Genomic DNA, 23,245 nt, shown 5'->3' with positions numbered 1-23,245 from the left:
GCTTACTAAAATATCATAAAGAATTTCCCTCATACAATATGGTAATATCATTGTAATTTTATAATTTTGATGTGATAAAATGATTGAAAAAAGGAGTCGAACACAAAATGGATCTAAAACGTCAATGTAAACTCGTTGCAGAACTTTTTGATATGTCCATCTTCTTTGTAAGCTCCACCGGAGAGGTTCAATTCGAACTGATGGGTAATCGAATACTTAATCCGCTGTATAAAAATGATAAACAATTCTTTTTTTCAGTGTTGGGGTTTGATCCATCCGTGGGTAAAGAAGATCCTTCAATTGTAAGAACGATGTTTTTTGAGAACTACATTTTAATTCGTATTGGTAATGATCTGAACGATGAAGGAACCATCATTTTAGGACCTTCCCTTCCATTTAGCTTGATTGAACATAAAATAAATGGGCTCATTAATGACACACATCTCTTTGCGAACCGGGAACAAGTATATCATTATTATCAGTCTGTTCCTGTGATAACCCATGAGAGGCTAATCAACATCACGATCTTGGTTAATCAAATGTTTAATCACGAATTGATCGAAGCTGAGGATGTAGTACAGGACAATTTGCGCGGTATGTATATCAAGGAAAAAGAAATACAAGGTTCCATAAATTCTTCAAAAGGCTATGATGAGACGCTCCATCACAACCCACTAAATGAAAAGAAATTGTTAACGATCGTCAAGGAAGGTAAATTAGATATGCTCAAACACTTTACACAACTTGGTCATGAAAATACAGGAGTCCTGTCCAAATCAAGTCATATCCGTTCTAAAAAGAATCTTGGCATCATCGGTATAGCACTTGCAGCCAGAGCAGCCATTGACGGGGGGCTTTATTCGGAGATTGCCTTTTCGGTAAGTGATATTTACATACAGCGCCTTGAGGATCTACGAACCGATAAAGAAATCGATCAATGCTGCTTGGAAGCATTTTTTTCGTTAACCGAGAAAGTCTCTCAGGTTAAAGAATCGCAGCATTCTAAAATCGTAACACTTTGCAAAAATTATATATATAACCACCGTTATTCCAAAATTACACACGAAGAAATTGCTGAACATGCCGGTATTAGCCCAAACTATCTATCTGTACTATTTAAAAAAGAAGTTGGGATTCCCGTGAATGAATATATTCAACAGATCAAAATTGAGGAAGCTAAACATATGATTCAATTTACGAGCACTCCACTTTCTGAAATCGGGTCTCTTTTGAGTTTTACGGATCAGAGTTATTTCACCAAAATCTTCAAAAAACACACAGGCAGAACCCCGAAGCAGTATCAACAAACGCATCATATGATACAGGAATAAGCCCGACTATGACGGGCTTATTCTAATTATTCATGCATTCAACGGTTAACAGCGGATAAGATAGTCTGTAGTGTTTCTTCTGTGAACTGACCGCCACTCATAAGTGCTGCATTGTGCAATGTGGTACCCATAACTAATTCCTGCATTCCCTCACCCAGTCCTGCTTCATTCCCGTCATATTGCCCCATCGCACCCATAATTTCAGCTCCAACGGGATGTTGCAGTAACTCTCCGAACGTGGAATGCCTGGTAATTGGTTTGGTAACAATAACGCTCGATTCTACCTCGATCGTTTCAACGAGTTCAATCTCTCTTGAAGATTTTCCGACCATAATGTCGAATTTACCTGTCTCCACATGCCAGTCTTTTAGCTTAATATCGTAGTAAGCAAAGGCTCTTTTATCCAGTTCAAAATGTACGGTGGTCTCTTCACCAGGCTGAAGCGAAACTTTGGTATACCCCTTCAATTCCTGAAGTGGACGTGGCACCGTTGATTCTACATCATGTACATATAGCTGCACCGCCTCTTTGCCCGCTCTTTCACCCGTGTTTTTAATTTTTGCTGTAACCGTTACACTGCTGGTATCTTTGATCTGTTTATGACTAACCTGTAGATCACTATATTCAAATTGGGTGTAACTCAAACCGAAGCCAAATGGAAACAATGGCTCCACATCTCTTGTATCGTAATGACGGTAACCTGTAAAAATACCTTCCCGATATTCGGCAGTCTCGCCGTCTCCAGGGAAATTCAAGTACGACGGATTGTGAATCAGCTTTTTAGGGAATGTCTCAGCCAATTTTCCGCTTGGATTTACGCTTCCAAAGAGAATATCAACGATTGCACCGCCCAAAGCCTGTCCTCCAAGGTATGCCTCCAATACAGATTTAACTTTATCCAGCCAAGGCATTTCAATGGGACCTCCGTTGCTTAATACAACAACAATATTCTCTTGAACCTCCGCGACTGCTTCAATTAAAGTTCTGTGACTTTCCGGCAATTGAAGGTGTTTCCGGTCGAAACCTTCGGACTCATAACGTTCAGGCAGCCCGGCAAATATCACTGCAACTCGTGCATTCTTTGCGGCAGCTACTGCTTCTTGAATGAGTTCTTCGTTTACAACATCTTCGTCTAATCTATAACCGGCGGCATACGAGATGCTTGCACTGTCAGTGGCTGTTTTAAGGATTTCTTCATAGATGTTATCCAGCTTCGTCGGCATAATGTGTGAACTACCACCGCCCTGGTAGCGTGGTTGTTGCGCAAATGCTCCGATAACCGCGATGGAATCTTCAGTTTTTAGAGGGAGAATGTTCTCTTCATTCTTAAGCAGGACCATACATTCACTTGCAATCTTTCTGGCCAACTGGTGCTGTGCCTCTACATCAACCGTTACTGACTTCTGCTGGCTATCTATAGCTTTGAATACAAGTGACAACAATCTCTCAACAGACTGATCCAGCACCTCTTCGCTCAGCTTTCCCGATTGAACAGCCTCAATCATTTTCTTGCATCCTATTCCGTTGCTGGAAGGCATCTCAAGGTCCAGACCGGCAGCTAGTCCCTGATCCCGTTCATTGACAGCCCCCCAATCCGACACCACTACGCCTGCAAATCCCCATTCTTCCCGAAGAATCTCAGTCAATAACCGGCTGTTTTCGGAACAAAAATCACCATTTACTCTGTTATAAGCGGCCATGACAGTCCATGGCTCACCCTCTTTCACTGCATATTCAAAGCTAGCCAGGTAGATTTCCCTTAGAGTCCGTTCATCCACCACCGCATCGACAGACATACGCTTATATTCCTGGTTATTTACAGCGAAATGTTTGATGGAAGTACCCACGCCTTGGCTTTGTACGCCTTGAATATAGCTGGCTGCCAAAGTTCCCGATAAATAAGGATCTTCAGAATAATATTCAAAATTTCGGCCGCACAGCGGGGAACGCTTGATATTCACACCTGGCCCCAAAACAATCGAAATATCCGCTGCCACTGCTTCTTGTCCGATTGCTTTCCCCATCGTATCGGCAAGTTCACGATTCCATGATGAGGCAACTCCGCTTCCGGATGGGAAGCAGGTAGCCGGTATACTTTTGTTTAAGCCTAAGTGGTCTGCGCTCCCCTCTTGTTTTCTAAGTCCGTGAGGGCCATCTGTCATCATAATAGAGGGAACCCCAAGGCGGTCGATGGATATGGTGTTCCAGAAATCTTTACCTGAGCAGAGTTCTGCTTTTTCTTCCAATGTCATTTGACTGATGATTTCTTTCAAATTAGGATTCATTCGCTCTCCTCCGTTGGTAAACGTTAATAATGTAATCGGTTACTTCATAAGAGTAGAGCAAATGACCCTGAATATATGGTAAGATCGTTTTCTTTTTGGAAAAATAATATCTTATTTATAATGTGTGAACTCCGTAAGTGCTGACCTTATTTCTGCTTCATAAACGAATTCATGATTACTCCAAAGATTAAAGGAATGGAGTGAGTCCATATTAATTTTTTGGCAAAAAAACTGCACCTCCGATCTGTTAGTTGGTGTCTAACAATTGGGGTGCAGTCACACTTTGGTCAGCAGCTTTCTTGTTTGTATTCAGTTAACGTTCTTGTCGTCTAACTTATGCAATAGGAGTGCCGTTAGGGATTTCAGTATCCGGCGTTAACAGAATAACATCTCCTTTTTCCGGGACTCCGCCCAAAACTAATACCTCCGATTTGAATCCAGCAATGCGCCGAGGAGGAAAATTGATGATTCCTACAATTTGTCTTCCTATAATGTTCTCAGCCTTGTAACGCTTCGTTATTTGTGCACTTGAGGATTTCATCCCGATCTCCGGTCCAAAATCAATCTTAAGCTTAATCGCAGGGATCTTTGCTTCTTCAAAAAACTCCGCTTCCTTAATCGTTCCCACACGAATATCTAGTGCTGTAAAATCATCGATCGTTGCCAATGTTTGACCTCCCCAATGTTCTAGTTTAATGCGCTGGACGAAACGGTTTCAGGATTCGAATCCCTTCCTCAATGGATCCCTCCATCAGTTCTAAGAGCTGAGGCACAAGTTCTTGCATCCGCGGGGCGTTCAGGTGTCGATCGAGAGCATCCCGGTTTTCCCAGCGCTCGTGGATGATGAATGTACCAGGCTGGCCTTCTACCTCGTGAGCCTCATAGTCAATGTTACCCTGGTCGTTCCGTGACGGGGTGACAGCTGCAGTCATAAACGCCTTCATCTCGGCTTCTCTCCCTGCCTTGGCTCTCGCCTCCCAGAGTACAGTAACGTAACGGTTATTGGTATCGTTCATGTTGATTCCTCCTATGTTATCAATAATGCATGTTTAAACGGTTGTTGTGACATCAGTCATACTCCCGTTACTGCAGCTTCATCTGGCTGCGGAGCATCCGGTCGAGAAGTTTATCCGGGAGAATACGAACCAGTCGGGTCAGCAGTGCCGAATCTCGGCCAGCCGTATAGCGAGTGCGCGGATTACTTGCGTGGATGGCTCGTGAAACCACTTCTGCCACTTTCTCAGGAGGAATACCGCTCGTTGCCCACGATTCAGCCTGCGCCTTCACGGCGTCAAAAAGGCGGTCATGTCGTCTGTGCTGATCGGGCGTCATCAACTTGGACAGCCGATTGGCTGTCGTAACCCCTTTCTCCGACAGGCTGGTGCTGACACCGCCCGGAGTAATCATGATAACTTTGAGTCCGAACGAGGACATCTCTCTGCGGAGGCTGTCATTGATCGCTTCCATCGCGTATTTTGCAGCTGAATAAATTCCGAAACCGGGCATTGAAATTTTGCCGCCAACGGATCCGATATTCACTACGCGTCCGCCGCTCTTCAGCAAGGCGGGAGTAAGCGCCTGAATAACCGCAACTTGCCCGATCACGCTGACTTCGATCTGACGGCGTAATTCATCCAGCGGAACCATCTCAAGAGGTGCATTAACGGCAATGCCAGCATTGTTGACCACGGCGCGCAACGGGCGACCAAGCGGATCTTGCTCCACTCGTTCGGCTAGCGTCCTTAGTGTGTCGATAGCAGTAATATCGAGAATGACCGGTTCGATATTTTTTTGTTTGATTTTGTCGGCATCTTCCTGACGGCGAACCCCAGCTAAAACGTGGAATCCTTCAGCGGCAAGCTGCTCCGCGGTAGCCCTGCCGATTCCACTTGAAGTACCTGTGACGACAACCATTTCTTGAGTTTTATATCGCATTGTAAACCTCCCGAGTTTGATAAGTTATGAATCACTGTATAGCACTGTTATACGGTCATTATAGCACCGCTATATAGAGCTGTCTATAGCGGTGCTATATATTTTTCATATTGTAATCCTCCTGCGATCTGACATCATTAATGACGGGCACAGCGTGATATACTTCGACGCTCACGACATACCGTAGCGCGAGGAATGAGCTCATCGAAACCCTTTGAAAATGAAAAAGATCGCCATCCTGCTTGGATAGGCGATCTCTCTTATGTGCTACCGTTTGTGGTTCATCATCTTTACCATGAAACAAAACAAAGCCCACATAGGGGCTTTGTCTGGAGTCTCCAAGCTTTTTCATCGATCCCTCATTTTGAAGCAGAATCCGGCATTGGGATCAAGATGATCTGCATCACGCTTTCTCGAATGAGATCAACGACGTCGGGCTGGGGTGGGGGTACCTTGCGAATTTGGGACGTCACATACAGCCATGAGGCCGTATTGGCAGAAGCCCAGACCAGATCTGCCGCAGTTTCGGCTGAAACAGCCAGTTTTCCTGCGGCGGCAACTCTTTGAACATTTTGCACCAGTGCTTGATGTGACTGATCTGCCGCCTCGATATGGGCGCCCTCTAGCAGCCGCCCCATCATTGCCGCATATATTCGAGGACGGGCTGCCGCGAAGCGGACATAGTCATCCCACCCCTGACGAAGCGCCATCTCTGGAATAGGTGACTCCACTGCGGCAATTTTGCTTTCGAATAACTGTTTGAACGCTTCCACTATAGCTGCACTCAGGAGTCCATCGGCATTACCGAAATGGTGGTAGAGTGTAGGAGCCGTAACCTGCGCGATCGAAGTGACAGCTCGCGTCGAAAATTGGGCTCCGCCCTCTTCTTCCAGTACCTTAAGAGCAGCTGCTAATATTTTGTCATATGTGCTCATAACTTCTATTATAGCAGTGCTATATACGTATGTCCATGACGCATGTTGTACTCCTGAGACTATGAATCCCGTTTGAAATCACAACAGGGTGAAACTCTGCCTCTTTAAGTTTTAATCGAATCTATTGATCAAAAGGTAGTGCAGGTAATTCATCAATTTTCATACGGAGTAAACTATACGGTTTTTGTCGCAGATCTTTTCCATAATGAAATCTTGCCTGCCTATGTAATTGATTCACAATTACATATAAGTATTGATCCGGACCAATAGAAAACGTATCTGGCCATAAAATTCGGGGATCATGGGCGATGGTTTCCATGATTCCATTCGGCAATATCTTGCGAATGCTATCATTCTCATAATCTCCAGCATACACGTTTCCTATTGCGTCCGTGATCATCCCATCCGATGCTCCCTTTTCTCCCCAATACTGCACAAGATCACTTAATTTGAAATCCGGTATCGTTCTGTCTCTTAACGATTCGGTTGAGATCGAGTATAGTTGGCGACTGGTTAATGGACAATAGAATAACATTTTCCCATCAGGGGAAATGGCTATCCCATCAGAGGCCAAGCGAAAGGGAGATGTCGAACCATCCGCGTTTCGATTCATCAAAATTTTACCTTCCACTTTCGGTATAAAATACGGGTCGGGTGAGGTTGAGCTTGCTCCATGCAACCGTCTATACGCATTGCCGTTTTCTAGATTTACGACGATAATAGCGCCTGGACCATTGGAAGAAGAATCTGTTATATATGCGTAACCTGCGTTACCTACACGAAAGTCAAATCGGACATCATTCAGATACGTTGTTGGTAAGACAACATCATCTGCAAATATATATACTTTTCTTATTGTATTTGTTTCTAAATCTACCGCGACTAATTTTGCCCCTCCTATAATTGGCTCAGAAAAATTAGGTGCAGCCGTATCCAGTACCCACAGGGTTCCTCTTCCATCTGTAACAACACTTTGCACACTAATGAAAGACATAGCGTTATTCGATGGGGTACTCAAGTTCGTTTCTAAGTTAGGATATGGCTGCAACTGACCCTCAACAATTTCCGCTACCGTAAATCTAACGTCATCTCCCCATTTCGGAAAGCAAACAAAGATACGCCCGGTTTCGGATACACTAACGCCTGTAGGCATAGCCCCGTAAAAGGAATGAACGAGTTCTAACTTACCAAAATATTCTTCCATAGGCAACATAGGCTGTATGATGTCCTCCTCAACATAGTTGGATAGATATTACCTATAATTATGTTCAAGACTTTTTCTAATGCCTGGCCCTTAATCATTCTTTTTCAACCGTGATTTTGAAATTGTCCCATACATCTAAAATACAAAAAACTTCGGCGTGAGCCGAAGCATGTGACCGTAACTATATGTGTTCTAGGAAAATTGCTTCCTCCGATCGTCAACGCAGGGTAAATCCCCATGCAGAGAGTATCGGAGAAAATACGGAATAGAAGGAAAAACACTGACAAGCTTATCAGTTCTAGGACCGTTTTATTGTTGGTCCGGGAGACGTAATGCGTTTGCGGAAGTTTGCGCTTGATCTAAAAATTCATCTGCTCGGGTCAATTGCTGCCGGGCTTTTTCCAACGCTTGTGAATCTGTTGCATTAGATTCATTTAACGAGCTTATTGCCTGATTTAAAGCTGTCTGCACTTCAGAAACCGCATTAGATGCATGCTGCTCCAGTGTATTTCCACTCGAGTTAAGGGCACCTTCTGCCGGTTTTCTTGCATTTTCGGTGGCTAGATCAATTTTGTTTTTATTGGGCACAGTGAGTCCTCCTCCCTTTTGCAAGATCATATAAAACACAAAAATAAGTATCGGATTAAGAAATTGTTTATATTCCTGCAACGGTATGGGAATATTCGGATCTTGCATCCCCCTCAATCCATTTTAGTATAAGATCCGATTCGTTGGAAAATCTAACGTTGATGAAAAAAAAGGAGGTGATCAGTTCTCCATGAACAACCCAACACTAGCGCCGCACGAATCGATGGAACTGCATGAAGCTTTAAACTTCAAAACACTGTGCATCGCCAAGTCAAAACTGATGCAAGGTCTGGTCTTTGACCAAGAGCTAAAAGCTTTAATGCAGAAAGACGTCACTGAGTCCATACAACAGATCGCCGAGCTGCAAGCCATTTATGCCAAAGCTCCTTTCCAAGCGCCTGTTCCGAGTAGTCCGACACCTATAACACATTAAGGGGAGCTCAAATGAATACCGATTATTTAGACCCGATTAATTCATTAAATATGCCGGAAATGGCAGATATGACTTTTGCCATGGACTTCCTTGTTCGTGCCAAGGAAGGTGTGCGTAATTTGTCCATCGCCCTGACGGAAACGGCTTCACCAGATGTAAGAGCCCTTCTGCACACTCAGCTTAAACAAGGAATCGCAATGCACCAGGAAATCTCGGAGCTCATGATTCGCAAAAAGTGGTTCCATCCTTACGAGCTAAACGAACAGTACCAACTCGACCAGCTTTCGGCGAACAATACGGTGATGATCGGCCAGATGAATCTGTTCCCGGGTGATACGTCGCGTAAAGGGATGTTTGATCGGACCCCAGATGAACATATTGGAGGACATAACGCATGAAGGCGGTAACGTATCAAGGGGTTAAAAATGTCGTGGTCAAAGAGGTTCCGGATGCGAAGATCGTGAAACCGGACGATATGATCGTAAAGATCACCAGTTCCGCCATTTGCGGTTCTGACCTTCATCTTATTCACGGGATGATCCCTAACCTTCAGGAGGACTATGTCATCGGACATGAGCCGATGGGAATCGTAGAAGAAGTAGGCCCTGGCGTGACAAACCTAAAAAAAGGCGACCGTGTAATCATCCCGTTCAATATCGCATGCGGAGAATGCTTTTTCTGCAAAAATCAGCTGGAAAGTCAATGTGACAACTCCAACGAACACGGGGATATGGGCGCATATTTCGGCTACTCAGGAACGACCGGTGGATATCCTGGTGGTCAAGCGGAGTATTTACGGGTTCCATTTGCCAATTTCACCCACTTCAAAATTCCTGAAAACTGCGAACAACCAGATGAAAAGCTAAGCTTGATCGCTGATGCCATGACCACGGCATTCTGGAGCGTAGATAATGCCGGCGTAAAAAATGGAGATACGGTCATCGTGCTCGGCTGCGGCCCAGTTGGACTCCTGGCCCAGAAATTCTGCTGGCTGAAAGGAGCAAAGCGGGTCATTGCCGTTGACTATGTCGATTACCGCTTGCAGCATGCGAAGCGAACGAACAACGTCGAAATCGTAAACTTCGAACAAGATCAGAACATTGGCAATACGCTCAAGGAAATGACCAAAGGCGGCGCCGATGTTGTCATTGATGCAGTAGGAATGGACGGCAAGATGAGCGATCTTGAGTATTTAGCCAGCGGTTTGAAACTGCAAGGCGGTACTATGAGCGCATTTATCATTGCTTCTCAGGCTGTCCGCAAAGGCGGAACCATCCAAGTCACTGGGGTATACGGTGGACGCTATAACGGATTCCCACTGGGTGACATCATGCAGCGAAACGTGAATATCCGTTCCGGACAAGCTCCAGTCATTCACTATATGCCATATATGTACGAGTTGGTTACGTCTGGCAAAGTGGACCCTGGCGACATTGTTACACACGTCATTCCCCTCAGTGATGCCAAGCGTGGTTATGAAGTGTTCGATACAAAAACGGACAATTGTATTAAAGTCATCTTAAAGCCTTAAATATGGATAGATACATGGGAGGACAATTCGAATGAATTCCAAATACGCATTGCATGAGGTGCTCGAGGTACATGAAATTGCAGCATTCAAGACGGTTTGCCTGACTAAATCCCAGACCATGCAAGCTCTCGTAACCGACCCGGAGCTCAAGCAAATTTTGCAACAAGATGCGATATTATCACAACAGCAGCTTCAGGAGCTTGGTGGAGTGCTGACTAAAGCGACTGTATAGGAGATAACCAAATGAACCCAATATTAGAACATATGTCAGGCCTTCATACGCTAACGGATGATGTGATCGCAATGGATCTGTTGATAAACGCCAAGAGTGGAGTCAGAAATTACGCCATGGCTGTGACCGAATGTGCCACTCCCGAAATCAAGCAAATTCTGATGAAACAGCTCGATGAAGCGATAGACTCTCATGAAAAGATATCAAATTATATGGTACAGCATGGGTTATACCATCCTTTCCATATTCCAGAGCAAATTCAGCTCGACCTGAAAAACATTCAAACGGCTATGAACATTCCGTCCTGACAGCGCCTAACTACAGCCGGAGATTTCTAAGTGCATAATGTACCCTGTGTCCATAATCCAGTAATGAAACAAGGGCGGATCCATTCCACCCTTGTTTCTGCTGCGTCACGATACATACTTAAAGAAACGTCCTCGACTTGTTCACCCTTCCACCCTCCATGTTTATAATCCAACCATCCAACAACGTCTCATGCATCTATAGAGTGCCAGTCTCAAACCAGCGGATCAACTTGCCGTTTCCGAGCCTTCGCTGTGTTCTTTTTATATGATTTTCAATGTATACAAACTTCATAAATTCCTTCGTTTTTATACCACTCCTTCTTCATTTGCGTCCTGTAGTATGACTTACATCGGGATAACGAAGGAGCAGAACGAATGAAGAAAACGATGATGTTAAGCTTACTCATAGTCTTTACAGCAGGAATGATCTGGTGCAACTGGGGGCTTGTTAGGACAGGTCTGAATCAACCTCACTCTATAGCTGGTCCTAGCGGCTGGCAGGAAAACAGGCTTATTGCACATGCATTTGGTGGAGTTGACGGTGCCAGCTACACCAATTCTTACGAGGCATTTATAACCAATTACAATAGAGGGTACCGTTTGTTCGAGGTTGATCTTGTGCAGACGACGGACGGGAAGCTTGTAGCCAGACATGATTGGTCGCAGAAGCTACAGCCCGACTTGGCTGCTCATCGCGGACGAAACGTAACCAAGCTTCAGTTTGCGAACTCGCTTATTATGGGAAGATTCCACCCTCTTACCCTGCCGGACATCCTGCAGCTGATGCAGCAATATCCTGATTTTGACTTAATTGTGGACACGAAAGCAGGCAGCAAAGCGCAAATTCAGCAGCAGTTTGTGCATCTAGTCAATGAGGTTCGACGTACGGATCCTGCACTGCTCAACCGGGTTATACCTGAAATCTTCAGCCCGAAAATGTATGACACGGTTATGGGAATCTACCCCTTTCCAAACAAAATATATTCACTTTACAAAACTGGCGCCTCCGCCGAAAGTATTGTAGAATTCGTAAGGGACAAACAACTGACAGCCGTTGCCATGCCTGCATACCGCGTGTATCTAAACCCCAATTTAGTTCCAGCACTGAATAAGTTTGGGGTAAAAAGTTATGTTCACACGGTCAACAGCAGACCGGTTATGCAGATTCTGTCCAGGTTTGGGGTACATGGGTTTTACACAGATCAGGAAGAATCACCAGAGGAGCTGATGCTTGCAGACGCTCCCCCCGGCCATGTTGAATTTTCGGGATACATGAGTTCCGGATTAGCAAGTATAAGAAATATCGTGATGAAGGTGAGAAATAATGGCTATCAATAACATTCTTGTTGTAGACGATGAACCGGAAATTCGAGAAGCGCTCGTTATTTATTTGAAAAGCGAAGATGTGGATGTATTCACTGCCTCTAACGGATTGGAGGCGCTGGAAATTCTTGAACAAGAAACCATTCATCTTATTATTATGGACAACATGATGCCGCAGCTCGATGGAATTAAAACGACATTTAAAATTCGTGAAAACAAAAATATACCGATCATTATGCTTTCCGCCAAGTCAGAAGATAGCGACAAGATTTTAGGACTCAACGTTGGTGCTGATGACTATATTACGAAGCCGTTCAATCCTCTAGAGCTGATTGCCAGAGTCCGATCTCAGCTGCGCCGGTTTACGAATTTAGGTTCCTTTCAGTCAAACGGGGATGAGCTTATACAAGTAAGAGGACTCGTGCTGAACAAAAGCTCGAAGACTGTTGAGATAGATGGTGAGGACGTTAGATTAACCCCGAAGGAATACAAAATTCTGGAGCTGCTGATGGAGAACAAAGGCAGAGTTTTCTCCATTGAAGAGATTTATGAGCGCGTGTGGAATGAACTGATCTTGACTTCAGAGAATACGGTTGCCGTACATGTAAGAAACATCCGTGAAAAAATTGAAATCAACCCTAAAGACCCAAAATATTTAAAGGTGGTATGGGGAATTGGATACAAAATCGAGAAAAAATAAAGCCGATCGGAAGGTTCCAATCGACCTTATTGTCATCATTGTCGCCGCGATCTCATGGATCCTCATACTTATAAACTCGTATTCATACACGGGGTTGAGTATTAGCTATTCAACTTCAAGTTACATCCAGGCACTGCTTGCCTTTATTATTCTTTGCTTACTGGCAAGCAGGTTGTTTCTTTATTTTAAGGCACCCCAAGCTGGACGTTCCTTCTGGGATGGTAGCCTGCTCATGGATTACTTTCATAGCTGGAGAACCGGTCTTAGAGCCAGTTTGCAGAACTGGAGATTAACGTTTGGCATCATCATGATGTTTCTGCTAACCCCGATAGCGGGCATTTGTATTTGGCAGGCAGCCACATATTACGGTGTATACGAACAGGACTTGCTCATACTCTATGTGTTGCTGTATGTGCTGTTCCTGGTTCCGTATATCCTTTCCAAGCTTGGACGCTTTATCGCCATCATCAACGGGAGCAAAGAAATTGCTGAAGGCAATATTCAGAATACGATTCAGGTAACCGGCAAGGATGCCCTATCCAAGCTTGCTGGCTATATTAACAATATGAAAGCCGGGTATCAAAGCGCGCTGGAGAATCAAATGAAGAGTGAACGGTTAAAAACAGAGCTGATTACCAACGTATCGCATGATTTGAAAACCCCGCTTACTTCTATTATCAACTATGTTGATTTATTAAAAAAAGAAGATCTGTCTACGGAGACTACCCGAGCGTATATTGAAACTCTGGACCGGAAGGCGCTACGGATGAAGCTGTTGATTGAAGACCTGTTCGAAATCTCCAAGATGGCCAGCGGTACAGTAGAGCTGGATATTGAGTACGTCGATGTCGCGACATTATTGACACAGGCGATCGCCGAGTCCAACACTGGTATGGGACAAGCGTCGGCAGTGATTCGGGAGAGGATCGCGAAATTCCCCATCCATGCACATTTGGACGGCAATAAAATTTGGCGTGTATTCGAAAATTTAATTGGCAACGCGCAGAAATATTCGCTTCCAGGAACCAGAATCTATATTTATTTGGACGAGTCTGATGATCAGGTACAATTCAAAATTCAAAATACGGCTGCGTATGAGATTGATTTTGCTGCGGAAGAGTTGTTCGAGCGTTTCAAAAGAGCAGATGAATCCCGCCAGACAGAAGGCTCTGGCCTAGGGCTGTCCATTGTGAAAAGCATCGTTGAGCTGCACGGCGGGGAGATCAACATCGAAATTCATGGCGATCAATTCAACGTTATTCTGCATTTGCCCAAGCAGCGCTTAATTTAAAAGTCCTAAAACCAAGTTAACCCTCAATGCTCCTTTTCAGGATGTATGAGGGTTAACTTTTCATTTTTATTCAGATATTGAAGGTGAATTGCATGAATGGCTTACCAACATTGCTCACTACTTATTAGTCCAGAAGACTGTAGATTTGAATGCTCTCGACCTTGGCATCCTTGATATGAAATGACATCACATCCACATAATTGGACGGCTCGTAACGGAAGTCATCCTCCTCATCTGGAGCGCCATCACCAACGAGTTTCCCCTCAGGGTAGGCGTTTTTGAGTGTATCGAGGCTATCCCCTGCTTTAATGTTTCGCACTGTGGCGTACTTAGGATCTGTGATTTCGATATGAAAGATGGAGTCTTGTTTCCCCTCAGGTATACTGATGGTTTTAATCGCCAGACCGGGATACGTGTACACTTTTTCCGTAAAACCGATTAAGTTATCCATATTGGTTCCATCGTCAGCACTGTACGTATGAGATTTCAGGTTATCCGGTTTGCCCAGCATCTGTTCCATCTGTTCTTCATTCGCTGTATCCGAAATCGCAATGGTATGCTCATTAAAGACAAAAGCAAGCTCCTTCAGTACCACATTGCCTTCCTTCTCCATCGAACCTTCCTTAATAGCTTCAGTTCCCTTTTCTTCAGCACTTTCGGAAGCAGGCGTATTAGCATTTGTTGTACCTTCGCCTGTGTTCTGTTCGTTTGCTGTGTTCTGTCCGGTTGCTGGAGATGTAGCATCACTGGATTGACAGCCCGTTAATGCCGCCGTTAGTAACGCACCTAGTACGATAAAACTTGCAGCTTTCTTTGTTAATTTCATCATGATCCCTCCATAAATGTGTGATTTGTTCTTATGAAGTGATTATAAATAAAAGATTTGTTAGTCTTATAACAGAAATGTACCAATCTTGTAACGTTACCTATTTAGGCTTGGGTTTGAAATGCAGGGCTACGCACGAGGCAAAACAATTGTAACGGTCGTCCCTTTTCCCAGTTGACTTTCAATGTCGATATATCCATTAAACCGCTCTACAATCTCTTTGCAAATGGAAAGTCCAAGACCCGACCCATTTGCTGTACTTGCATTTTTCGCTCGGTAAAAGCGTTCCTGCACTCGCTCCAGCTCATCGCCCGCGATGCCTATGCCTTGATCACGTATCCGTATAACGACTTCGCTTGGCGTATGTTCCAACTTCAATTCGATCAGCGATGGACTGCCTGAATATTTGATGGCATTGTCCACAAGATTGGCGATGGCATGGGACATCAGCATTGGATTCACGTTGGCTTGCACTCTTGTCGTACCGTCATCTTCCGGTTCTTGCTCCGCCTGACTAACTCTGATCTCGATCCCTCTATCCTTAGCCTTGGCTCCCATATTCATTGCAACTTGCTGAATCAGTTCGTTCATTTCCGTCTTCCGGGCTTCCAAATCATTAGAACCCGCCTTATCGAATCGGGATAATAATAACAGTTCATTAATCAAGCGGGTGAGTCGATCCGATTCCTGCAACAGATGAGCATAGATTTTTTGCAGTTCCTTGTTCTCAGTCTCTCCTTCGACCAAGTATTGAGAGAAACCACGAATGGCTGCCAAGGGTGTTTTTAACTCGTGAGATACGTTGGAGACAAATTGTTTCTGGTACTGAATGTAATCATGAAGCTGTCGCCCCATGGAATCCAGCCCATCTGCCAGCATGCCCAGCTCATCCTTCCGTTTTAGATGAACTCTCCGAAACTCCTGTCTGGAGAAGCTTTGCACAGCGCCAAGCAGTATCTTAATCGGCTTGGTTGTATTGCGTGCAATCCACAGACTGGATAACGTAATCAGCACAATGAAACCGCCTGCACCTGCAAACAGGATATAACGGATTTGATTCATGATCGCATAAAAGTAGGAAATGTCATCCACGAATTCATACACATAAGCGTTTTCGTAGAATTGATTCTGAATGGGCGTTGCAAAATAAAGCTGATGATCTTCCGTGACGGTGTAGGCATAACTGCCGCTCAGTGCTTTCTCTATATTTTTGTCGAAAATAAGCGGTTTGCCATCATTAATGATGATGCCATCCACAGCCAAGCCCAGTAATTGCTTGGAGCTATCATAGATACGTACTTCCTTGCCTGAAGCTTTCAGCTTCTCCAGAGCAAGTCTGACGATCTCCTCCGTTTGCGGCTCCCCTGAGGATGATCTATGCTGAGCCAGCACCTCACGAAAGGACAGCTCGGACAGATCCGCCTTCTCCATCATCTGTTTCTCAATGGTAACGAAGCTGTAGTAATCGATTGCTTTGTTCACCGCAAAAATGATGATGCCAAAGGACAGCACGGAGAAAAATAAATAATTCAGCAGTAACCGGGTTGCATACTTCAGGCCTCGCCACCTCCAAGTTGATAGCCAAATCCATAGATTGTCCTGACATACTTCGGTTCGTCCGCGTTATCCTCCAACTTTTTCCGTAATCGCATGATGGTCATATCCACACTGCGACTGTCTCCCATAAAGTCATATCCCCACCCAATCTGCAGCAATTCATCCCGGGTAAAAATTTTTTCTGGCCTTTTGAGTAACGTTTCCAGAATTTTAAACTCTTTGGCCGTTAAAGACACAGGTACATCGTTTTTCAGCACTCTTCGGCTTTCCAAGTCAAATGTCAACTCTTCATGAATGATGCGTGTAGATGTCACCTCTGTTCCTTCGCTTGATTCCTCCTTGCTCTCGTTTCTTCTCAGAATCACCTTGATGCGAGCGAGCAATTCACGATTATCAAAGGGTTTGGTCATATAATCTTCCGCGCCCAGTTCTAGTCCAAGCACCTTGTCGATTACCTCATTTTTGGCTGAGAGCATAATCACAGGAATGGCGCGTTTTCCGGTAATTTCCTTGCACAAATCATATCCGGAGCAATCTGGCAGCATCAGATCAAGTACCACTATATCGGGTTGAAAAGAGTCGAGCAGCCTCAGGCCCGTTTTGCCGTCCTCTGCGGTCTGCACATCATAGTTTTCTCGCCTTAGCACCAGCTCAATTAAATCTCGAATAGCGATTTCATCATCAATGACTAAGATTTTCTTCAAAATGTACACGCACCCCTATCTACCCTTGTTCTCCAACGTCTTCAATCCTATATTAACCCATCTTAGCACAGACGCTTTAGATTCCTCCACCGACAGGAAGATGAGGTATAATCCAACGAACCCCACATAACTTGTAATAAACCCGAAGAAAGGAGAACAATCCATGGATCTGCTCTGGGTACTCATTGTTGGTGGACTTATTGGTTGGTTAAGCGGCAACTTGATTGGGCGAGATGTACCGGGCGGTGTACTTGGGAACGTTATTGCGGGTTTTATCGGTTCCTGGTTAGGAACGGAATTGCTGGGACCAAGGGGACCGGTGATTGGCGGATTTCACATTATTCCAGCCATCGTTGGCTCCATTATTGCCCTGCTCATCTTCTTCGCTCTCGCACGTGGCGGAGCCTTCCGAAGACGTTAATCAAGAGAGACGAAGACCGATACCGTCGTTCATTAGATAAAAGGACCGAAAGCATTCATCGATGGGAGATGAACACTTACGGTCCTTTTTTTGTACTGCTTTATCCATTTTTCAAGCCTAAAGAGGCATGGAAGATCAAACATTTAGCTGCTCCAAAAATATTGCATCCGTTTATAGCCTACATCCCATACTTTTTCGTTCCCTTCGATGGTAATCTTCAGTTCGCTTCCCGGTTCGAGAGGAATCTTGAATATCAACGGGAATAGTTCAGGATCACTTCGCTGATCTTCTCCAGAGCCGGTCATTATCTCGTTTCCATTGAGGGTAACACGAATTTTTCCTGAATAATCTGTTGGTTCAGGGATTCCGTAATAAAAAGAGAAAATCGTCTCTCCCTCAGACGTGTATGTAAACGTTTTAGGATCTCCGCCTTCAGCGCCGTACATATTATAGAGAATCTTTACATTTTGATCGCTTATTTTGATGCTGTCCGGTTTGTCTGCAGATGATGAATTACCCGAACTGTCCATCCATTCGTTGATTGCCATAAAAGGGCCTTCTACTTTAGTTGCTGCGTTATCTATCGCTCCGAATAATCCCCATACGACTAATAAAAGAATCATACCGGAAATAGCCGTTCTTACCAGATTGCGCCAGAGGTTCCGGGAACGGAAACCAAGTTTGTACGCCCCATAACCAATGGTTGCTCCTATCGTATTCTGAATGGCATCGTTTATATCGAAACTACCAAGTAAGGTAAGGGCCTGGATGGTTTCCAGCACAAGAATCGCTATAACAAACAAGGTAAAGAACCGGGCAAAGGTAATCCTGTACAACCATGGCATCAGGATACCAAAAGGGATAAAGGCGGCAATGTTACCCAAATCAACTAAAGTCATGAGACTGGGCTGCAGGAGTTCAGTTAGAGCCGGCAGTTTAAAAAAGCTATCTGGGGAGAAAAGAAAGGTATAGCCAGTCGTTGTCTCTGAAGCATCTCTTCTACCGAAGGCGAGGAACATAAAATAAAGAATAAACAATGTATAGAATATGGTTAAGGTTAGAATGATTTTACGTTGTTTGGTCATGGTTAACTCCTTTGCCAGATGCATGTGCTTATCTAGGCTTATTGCCCCGTCTATTTTACCACATATTATAATTAAGCTGCTTATAGTGTTATGGAACCTCTGATCCTTCATCATTTTCGGCAACTAAAGGATAGAAAAAACAGCGGCATTTGTAGGACACAATATCCTGAAATGCCGCTGTATAGAGGAGTTAATGAACAATGAGGACTGGGCAACTTGATAACTGTGAAACCTTGTGGCTGACACTTCCAAGCATCATTTCTTTTATGCCTATTAGCCCACGGCTTCCGATAATAATAAGTTGCTGCTCGGTATCCCTTGCATAATTCAATAGTTCATGCCCAGGATCTCCCTTAAGATGAACAGTTTCCGGGTTAATTCCCGCAGACTTTAATTTAGATTTGGCTTGATGCAACTGTTCCAAACTCGCTTTCTCCATTTCGTTCATTATGTCTTCCAGAAAATTCTCTGGTAAAAACGTCATGCCGATCGGCACATAACTCTGGCTAACATGAACCAAGGTAACTTGAGCTTGTTTATTTTGTGCTATTTCAACGGTTGCATCAAGGAGTTTGTTCGTTATTTCGCCTTTATCAATGGCGACCAGAATTTTGTCAAACATAGTTATCATCCTTTCCGTGACATTTCGTAACTATTTTGACTACCCACAAAGCGGTTGTTTGCTGCTCCTATACCCACTAAAAAGAGTAAGATCGAAGCCCCTAGAAGAATGAAAAGTGGCAGGTTCCAGCTATTTGTTGCATCATGCAGATATCCTATAAGAGCTGGACCGAGTGCGGCAAGAAGATATCCGATCGATTGGGCCATACCAGATAGTTCCGCTGCTTGATGCGCATTTTCAGTGCGTAACCCGAAAAACATCATGGCCAAACTAAAGGCGAAGCCTCCACCAATTCCGAGTATGATGATCCACAACAGAATGATATTGGAACTGCCGTAAAGAAGTCCGAGCGTCCCGGTCAAAAGCAAAATGGTTGTGATGACGACTAACAAGCGTTGACTAGACATGCGCCCAGCAATCACAGGCACAATAAAGGTAAATGGAAGCATAGCTAACTGCATGATGGAGAGATACCAGCCTGATTGGTTGGATTCAATTCCTTGCTGCTTTAAAATTTCGGGCAACCATGCGATCAACACATAGAAAACCATGGACTGTATCCCCATAAAAATCGTTACTTGCCAGGCAAGCGGGGATCGCCAGACATTCACATCGTTGCTGGCCATCTGTTGACTCGTCTTGGCTGTTTGGTCCGTTTGATTTCTTAATTGAGGTAACCAACACAGGATTGATACAAAGCTTAGTATCCCCCATACCGCCAGTGCTCCCTGCCATTTTAGCCCTGCGGTTATGGCTAGCGGTACACTGATTCCCGAAGCGATTGCCCCAGATAAATTCATTGAAATAGAGTAAACTCCTGTCATGGATCCGATTTTATTTGGAAAATCCCGTTTGATTATACTCGGCAATAATACATTACATACGGCAATGGCGAATCCAAGAACTGCTGTCCCAATAAACAGATTAACTGCACCAGATAAAGATCGTATTACAATACCAACAGTCAGCAAGATTAAGGCAATCAAAATGATACGCTCAACCCCATACCTTCTCCCTAATTTGGGTACGAGAGGTGATAATAAAGCAAAGGCAAGCAAAGGTACCGTTGTGATCAGACCTGCTAATGTATTAGAAATATGAACGTCATCCCTTATAAAACCCACTAAAGGACCAACTGAGGTCAAGGGCGTGCGTAAATTAGCTGCAATAACGATAATGCCGAGAATGATCAACGCTATAGAGGATGGCACGAATTTTTTATTTTGTTTAGTCGGCATTCTTTATGTCTCCTTCCTGAATTCTTGCATATTATATTTCCTTCCTGCTGCTTAAAAACTTTGCTATAACATTCGCGCGAATAAATAAAGTATATTATAATATACTTTATTAAACAATAAATATTTTATGATATACTAAAACCACCTAAAAAAATGCAGCTCCGAGTTTCCGTCATGGAATTCGGAGTTGCATTTAATAAGTGGCTTTTCGACTTTTAGAAACCATATTTTAAGGATATATGGAGCACTGTTTCGCTATTCGTATGATTGGTATAAGCGTGAGGGTAATCTGCACGGAAACTGATCGTATCATATTGATTCAATATGTGAATCTCTCCATTGACTTGTAACTCAATGGAACCGGTCATTACTGTCGCAATTTCAGTTGTATTCACATGATGACCTTCAGGGTAATATGAGCTGTTTGGCTGTAAATAAGCCCGGCACATTTCAATATCATTGCTTTTAAAAACGGGTTCAATGATCCAATTTTTTTCATCATTAGAAAACCGCAGTCCCTCGCCTGCCCGATACAAACTAACAGGTTTCTCTGCTGTGAACAAAGCCAATAGCGGTAAAGATATTCCCTTTGATATTTTCCATATAATGGCCAAAGTTGGATTGGTCTCGCCACGTTCTATATTTCCCAGTGTAAGTTTGCTTACGCCTGTTAATTCGGATAAGTCGTCTAAGGTCATGTTTTTTTCTTTTCTGTACTTTTTCAATGCAATGCCGATTTGTAATACAATTTGTTTTGATTCATGCATTTCATCCATTTGATATTCACCTCTACAAAAAACTATATAGCTAGTATATTGTTTATTTGGATTCTTTTCCATACTCTCCTAACGACGTTACTCAATAACGAACATCATACGTGTTATATTTGAAAAATGGTATAGGTTATGAAAGGTGGTTTGACAAATGAAGATTCTCATCGTTGGTTATTTTAGCGAGACCTCAAAATTAAATATTGCAAGGTGTTTTCCGCAAGACTGGAACGTTGTAATTGTTCCGCCTGGAAACGAAATGCTGCATCATATTAAAGATTGTCAGGTAATCATTCCTGAACATATTAAAGTGGATCATAGCCTGCTTTCTATCGCAAAAAAATTGAAATTGGTACAGACGGGTGCGGGATATGATAATGTGGATGTCCCTGCCTGTACACAGCTCGGCATTTGGGTGGCCAATGCTGCAGGAGTAAATGCACAGGCAGTGGCCGAGCACGTAATGGCACTGATATTGTCTTATTATAAAAACATACCGTTTCTGGATACTTTCATGAAAAACAAGATGGATGAACATCAATTAGACTATGCAGGGAGTGAATTAAAAGACAAAACGATTGGGATTATCGGTTTGGGCGCGATCGGAAAAAAAGTAGCTGCGTTTTGCAGGGTCTTTGATATGAATGTGCTGGCTTATGCCAGAAATGCCACTGCACAATCGGACGATTTGGTGAAAATGGTGGATTTCGATACGCTTATAAGCACATCGGACATCGTCAGTGTACATGTACCCTTGAATCAACAGACCAAACAGATGATCAACAAAGCGACATTCAAAAAAATGAAGAATACATCTCTTTTTATCAACACAGCCCGTGGCGGGATTGTCAACGAAAAGGACTTAATAGATGCATTAAAAAACGGGGATATTTCAGGTGCATGCCTGGATGTGTTTGAATCTGAACCCCTTCCTCTGGACAGTGAGCTCCGGAATCTGAGTAATGTAATACTTACTCCCCATACAGCGGGAATGCCTGATGGTCGGAAATATCATAAAACAAGATATGATTTTTTTATAAAGAATATAAAACGTGTAGAAAATGGTGAAGAGCCTGAAAGCAAGCTCAATCAGTTACCTTGCACTCCCTCCACGGATAATCTAATGTAAGAATAAAGGTCTGGGTGTAATCTGCCCAGACCTTCTTCCTGTTCTGCTTTTGAATGCCTACATATCTTCAGCATATGTTTATGCTAATTTGGCAGCCCCACCAGTGTTTTATCGATAAGCGAAATCGCAATTCGTACGGATGAGGTTGATTTTCGTTTTAAACGCCACGGGGTGCATATGCGCAAAGAAAGACACGTACCCCTTCAGTGATGATATGTTTGGTTTGTTCCGCCCCCAATGTTCCTGTTTGTCCAGGTTGATTAAAGACCAATAAAAACGTTAATGCAGTGAAATGTTTGGTAGCCATTTCAGGATCGGGCACATCAAGCAATCCGTCTTGACCAAACGCTGTAAATCTCCTGATGAGCCTTTCTTCAGTTGCCTTATCCAGCCTTTCCAAAAATGAGTCTGGCAGGTTGGCAGCTTCCACCATAACCAAACGGATCAAAGCCTTATAGTCGGATGAGCCGTTCGCAGAAGCTACTATTTGCTCGCAAAACAAGATGAGTGCCTGTTTCAGATCTGTGAATTCCGAGAGGTGGTCTGAAATCCCTTGCTCGATCATGTCAAGAACCGCAGAGCTGGAATCTTCCACAACGGTAAGCAGCAGGTTCTGTTTGTCACCATAATAATCGTAAACGGTCCGTTTGGAAACACCTGCTTTTGCTGCGATCGCATCGACACTGGAACGCTCAAAACCATCTGAAAGAAATAGATCTCTTGCTGCTGTAATAATTTTAGCTCGTTTGTCAGAAGAGCCCTTTCGGATTTTCTTGTTTTCCGTATGTTCCATTCCT

General features: G+C 43.8%; 26 protein-coding genes. 11 read left to right on the top strand and 15 right to left on the bottom strand.

What is annotated here, in order from left to right; translation table 11 throughout:
- Positions 1–107 precede the first annotated feature (107 nt).
- Positions 108–1,331 (top strand): helix-turn-helix domain-containing protein, encoded by a 1,224-nt coding sequence (locus MKZ12_RS15970; RefSeq protein WP_339255394.1) that lies wholly within the window; start codon positions 108–110, stop codon positions 1,329–1,331.
- A 38-nt stretch (positions 1,332–1,369) separates the two neighbouring features.
- On the opposite strand, the gene MKZ12_RS15965 is transcribed toward MKZ12_RS15970, so the two are convergent.
- From MKZ12_RS15965 to MKZ12_RS15935, 7 genes are all read right to left on the bottom strand, one after another.
- Positions 1,370–3,616 (bottom strand): glycoside hydrolase family 3 C-terminal domain-containing protein, encoded by a 2,247-nt coding sequence (locus MKZ12_RS15965; protein ID WP_339255392.1) that lies wholly within the window; start codon positions 3,614–3,616, stop codon positions 1,370–1,372.
- A gap of 334 nt (positions 3,617–3,950) precedes the next feature.
- Positions 3,951–4,283, bottom strand: coding sequence for a chaperone CsaA (gene csaA, locus MKZ12_RS15960; protein ID WP_339255390.1), 333 nt, complete (start codon positions 4,281–4,283; stop codon positions 3,951–3,953).
- A 25-nt stretch (positions 4,284–4,308) separates the two neighbouring features.
- Positions 4,309–4,632, bottom strand: coding sequence for a putative quinol monooxygenase (locus MKZ12_RS15955; RefSeq protein WP_339255388.1), 324 nt, complete (start codon positions 4,630–4,632; stop codon positions 4,309–4,311).
- A 67-nt stretch (positions 4,633–4,699) separates the two neighbouring features.
- Entirely contained in the window at positions 4,700–5,551 is an 852-nt protein-coding gene (locus MKZ12_RS15950) for an SDR family oxidoreductase (protein WP_339255386.1), read from the bottom strand.
- Between the two features lie 359 nt (positions 5,552–5,910).
- Complete coding sequence (locus tag MKZ12_RS15945; protein WP_339255385.1) at positions 5,911–6,486, bottom strand: TetR/AcrR family transcriptional regulator; 576 nt, start codon at positions 6,484–6,486, stop codon at positions 5,911–5,913.
- A 121-nt stretch (positions 6,487–6,607) separates the two neighbouring features.
- On the bottom strand, positions 6,608–7,708 hold the full coding sequence (locus MKZ12_RS15940) for an L-dopachrome tautomerase-related protein (protein WP_339261444.1): 1,101 nt from the start codon (positions 7,706–7,708) through the stop codon (positions 6,608–6,610).
- A 291-nt stretch (positions 7,709–7,999) separates the two neighbouring features.
- Entirely contained in the window at positions 8,000–8,386 is a 387-nt protein-coding gene (locus tag MKZ12_RS15935) for a hypothetical protein (protein WP_339255383.1), read from the bottom strand.
- Positions 8,387–8,468: 82 nt separating this feature from the next.
- On the opposite strand from MKZ12_RS15935, the gene MKZ12_RS15930 reads away from it, so the two are divergent.
- The 8 genes from MKZ12_RS15930 (at position 8,469) to MKZ12_RS15895 (ending at position 14,096) form a co-directional block, all read left to right on the top strand.
- The gene (locus tag MKZ12_RS15930) at positions 8,469–8,711 is read left to right on the top strand and encodes a spore gernimation protein GerQ (RefSeq protein ID WP_253436288.1); all 243 of its coding nucleotides are present in this window, start codon (positions 8,469–8,471) and stop codon (positions 8,709–8,711) included.
- 11 nt (positions 8,712–8,722) lie between these two features.
- The gene (locus MKZ12_RS15925) at positions 8,723–9,109 is read left to right on the top strand and encodes a spore coat protein (protein WP_339255381.1); all 387 of its coding nucleotides are present in this window, start codon (positions 8,723–8,725) and stop codon (positions 9,107–9,109) included.
- Positions 9,106–10,242: a zinc-dependent alcohol dehydrogenase gene (locus tag MKZ12_RS15920; RefSeq protein ID WP_339255379.1), complete on the top strand. Its 1,137-nt coding sequence runs from the start codon at positions 9,106–9,108 to the stop codon at positions 10,240–10,242. The genes MKZ12_RS15925 and MKZ12_RS15920 overlap by 4 nt, the downstream gene beginning before the upstream one ends.
- A gap of 31 nt (positions 10,243–10,273) precedes the next feature.
- Positions 10,274–10,474: a hypothetical protein gene (locus MKZ12_RS15915; protein WP_253436282.1), complete on the top strand. Its 201-nt coding sequence runs from the start codon at positions 10,274–10,276 to the stop codon at positions 10,472–10,474.
- An 11-nt stretch (positions 10,475–10,485) separates the two neighbouring features.
- On the top strand, positions 10,486–10,782 hold the full coding sequence (locus MKZ12_RS15910) for a spore coat protein (protein ID WP_339255376.1): 297 nt from the start codon (positions 10,486–10,488) through the stop codon (positions 10,780–10,782).
- 375 nt (positions 10,783–11,157) lie between these two features.
- The gene (locus MKZ12_RS15905) at positions 11,158–12,120 is read left to right on the top strand and encodes a phosphatidylinositol-specific phospholipase C/glycerophosphodiester phosphodiesterase family protein (RefSeq protein ID WP_339255375.1); all 963 of its coding nucleotides are present in this window, start codon (positions 11,158–11,160) and stop codon (positions 12,118–12,120) included.
- Positions 12,107–12,805 carry a response regulator transcription factor gene (locus MKZ12_RS15900; RefSeq protein ID WP_339255373.1) on the top strand — a complete coding sequence of 233 codons (699 nt, stop codon included), beginning with the start codon at positions 12,107–12,109 and terminating at the stop codon, positions 12,803–12,805. The genes MKZ12_RS15905 and MKZ12_RS15900 overlap by 14 nt, the downstream gene beginning before the upstream one ends.
- Complete coding sequence (locus MKZ12_RS15895; protein WP_339255372.1) at positions 12,780–14,096, top strand: HAMP domain-containing sensor histidine kinase; 1,317 nt, start codon at positions 12,780–12,782, stop codon at positions 14,094–14,096. Before MKZ12_RS15900 ends, MKZ12_RS15895 begins: the two co-directional genes overlap by 26 nt.
- Positions 14,097–14,220: 124 nt before the next feature.
- Here MKZ12_RS15895 and MKZ12_RS15890 read toward each other — a convergent pair whose 3' ends face one another.
- From MKZ12_RS15890 to MKZ12_RS15880, 3 genes are all read right to left on the bottom strand, one after another.
- Positions 14,221–14,925: a hypothetical protein gene (locus MKZ12_RS15890; protein WP_339255371.1), complete on the bottom strand. Its 705-nt coding sequence runs from the start codon at positions 14,923–14,925 to the stop codon at positions 14,221–14,223.
- A gap of 126 nt (positions 14,926–15,051) precedes the next feature.
- The gene (locus tag MKZ12_RS15885) at positions 15,052–16,404 is read right to left on the bottom strand and encodes a HAMP domain-containing sensor histidine kinase (protein ID WP_339255370.1); all 1,353 of its coding nucleotides are present in this window, start codon (positions 16,402–16,404) and stop codon (positions 15,052–15,054) included.
- A 71-nt stretch (positions 16,405–16,475) separates the two neighbouring features.
- Positions 16,476–17,192, bottom strand: a complete 717-nt coding sequence (locus MKZ12_RS15880) for a response regulator transcription factor (RefSeq protein ID WP_253436246.1) — start codon at positions 17,190–17,192, stop codon at positions 16,476–16,478.
- 154 nt (positions 17,193–17,346) lie between these two features.
- Here MKZ12_RS15880 and MKZ12_RS15875 point away from each other — a divergent pair, with 154 nt between their 5' ends.
- Positions 17,347–17,604 (top strand): GlsB/YeaQ/YmgE family stress response membrane protein, encoded by a 258-nt coding sequence (locus MKZ12_RS15875; protein WP_091029919.1) that lies wholly within the window; start codon positions 17,347–17,349, stop codon positions 17,602–17,604.
- A 143-nt stretch (positions 17,605–17,747) separates the two neighbouring features.
- Here MKZ12_RS15875 and MKZ12_RS15870 read toward each other — a convergent pair whose 3' ends face one another.
- The 4 genes from MKZ12_RS15870 to MKZ12_RS15855 form a co-directional block, all read right to left on the bottom strand.
- Complete coding sequence (locus MKZ12_RS15870; RefSeq protein ID WP_339261442.1) at positions 17,748–18,689, bottom strand: VanZ family protein; 942 nt, start codon at positions 18,687–18,689, stop codon at positions 17,748–17,750.
- Positions 18,690–18,879: 190 nt separating this feature from the next.
- Entirely contained in the window at positions 18,880–19,311 is a 432-nt protein-coding gene (locus MKZ12_RS15865) for a universal stress protein (RefSeq protein WP_339233773.1), read from the bottom strand.
- Positions 19,312–19,316: 5 nt separating this feature from the next.
- Positions 19,317–20,549 (bottom strand): MFS transporter, encoded by a 1,233-nt coding sequence (locus MKZ12_RS15860; protein WP_339255369.1) that lies wholly within the window; start codon positions 20,547–20,549, stop codon positions 19,317–19,319.
- Positions 20,550–20,764: 215 nt separating this feature from the next.
- The gene (locus MKZ12_RS15855; RefSeq protein WP_339255367.1) at positions 20,765–21,325 is read right to left on the bottom strand and encodes an XRE family transcriptional regulator; all 561 of its coding nucleotides are present in this window, start codon (positions 21,323–21,325) and stop codon (positions 20,765–20,767) included.
- Between the two features lie 148 nt (positions 21,326–21,473).
- Here MKZ12_RS15855 and MKZ12_RS15850 point away from each other — a divergent pair, with 148 nt between their 5' ends.
- Positions 21,474–22,448 carry an NAD(P)-dependent oxidoreductase gene (locus MKZ12_RS15850; RefSeq protein WP_339255365.1) on the top strand — a complete coding sequence of 325 codons (975 nt, stop codon included), beginning with the start codon at positions 21,474–21,476 and terminating at the stop codon, positions 22,446–22,448.
- A 157-nt stretch (positions 22,449–22,605) separates the two neighbouring features.
- Here the strand turns inward: MKZ12_RS15850 and MKZ12_RS15845 are convergent, their stop codons facing one another.
- Positions 22,606–23,241: a TetR/AcrR family transcriptional regulator gene (locus MKZ12_RS15845; RefSeq protein WP_339255363.1), complete on the bottom strand. Its 636-nt coding sequence runs from the start codon at positions 23,239–23,241 to the stop codon at positions 22,606–22,608.
- Between the last annotated feature and the right edge of the window lie 4 nt (positions 23,242–23,245).

The sequence above is a fragment of the Paenibacillus sp. FSL R5-0713 genome, from assembly GCF_037973325.1.
GTDB lineage: Bacteria > Bacillota > Bacilli > Paenibacillales > Paenibacillaceae > Paenibacillus.
Note: the sequence above shows the minus strand (reverse complement) of the source record. Positions and strands in the feature narration are given on the sequence as shown.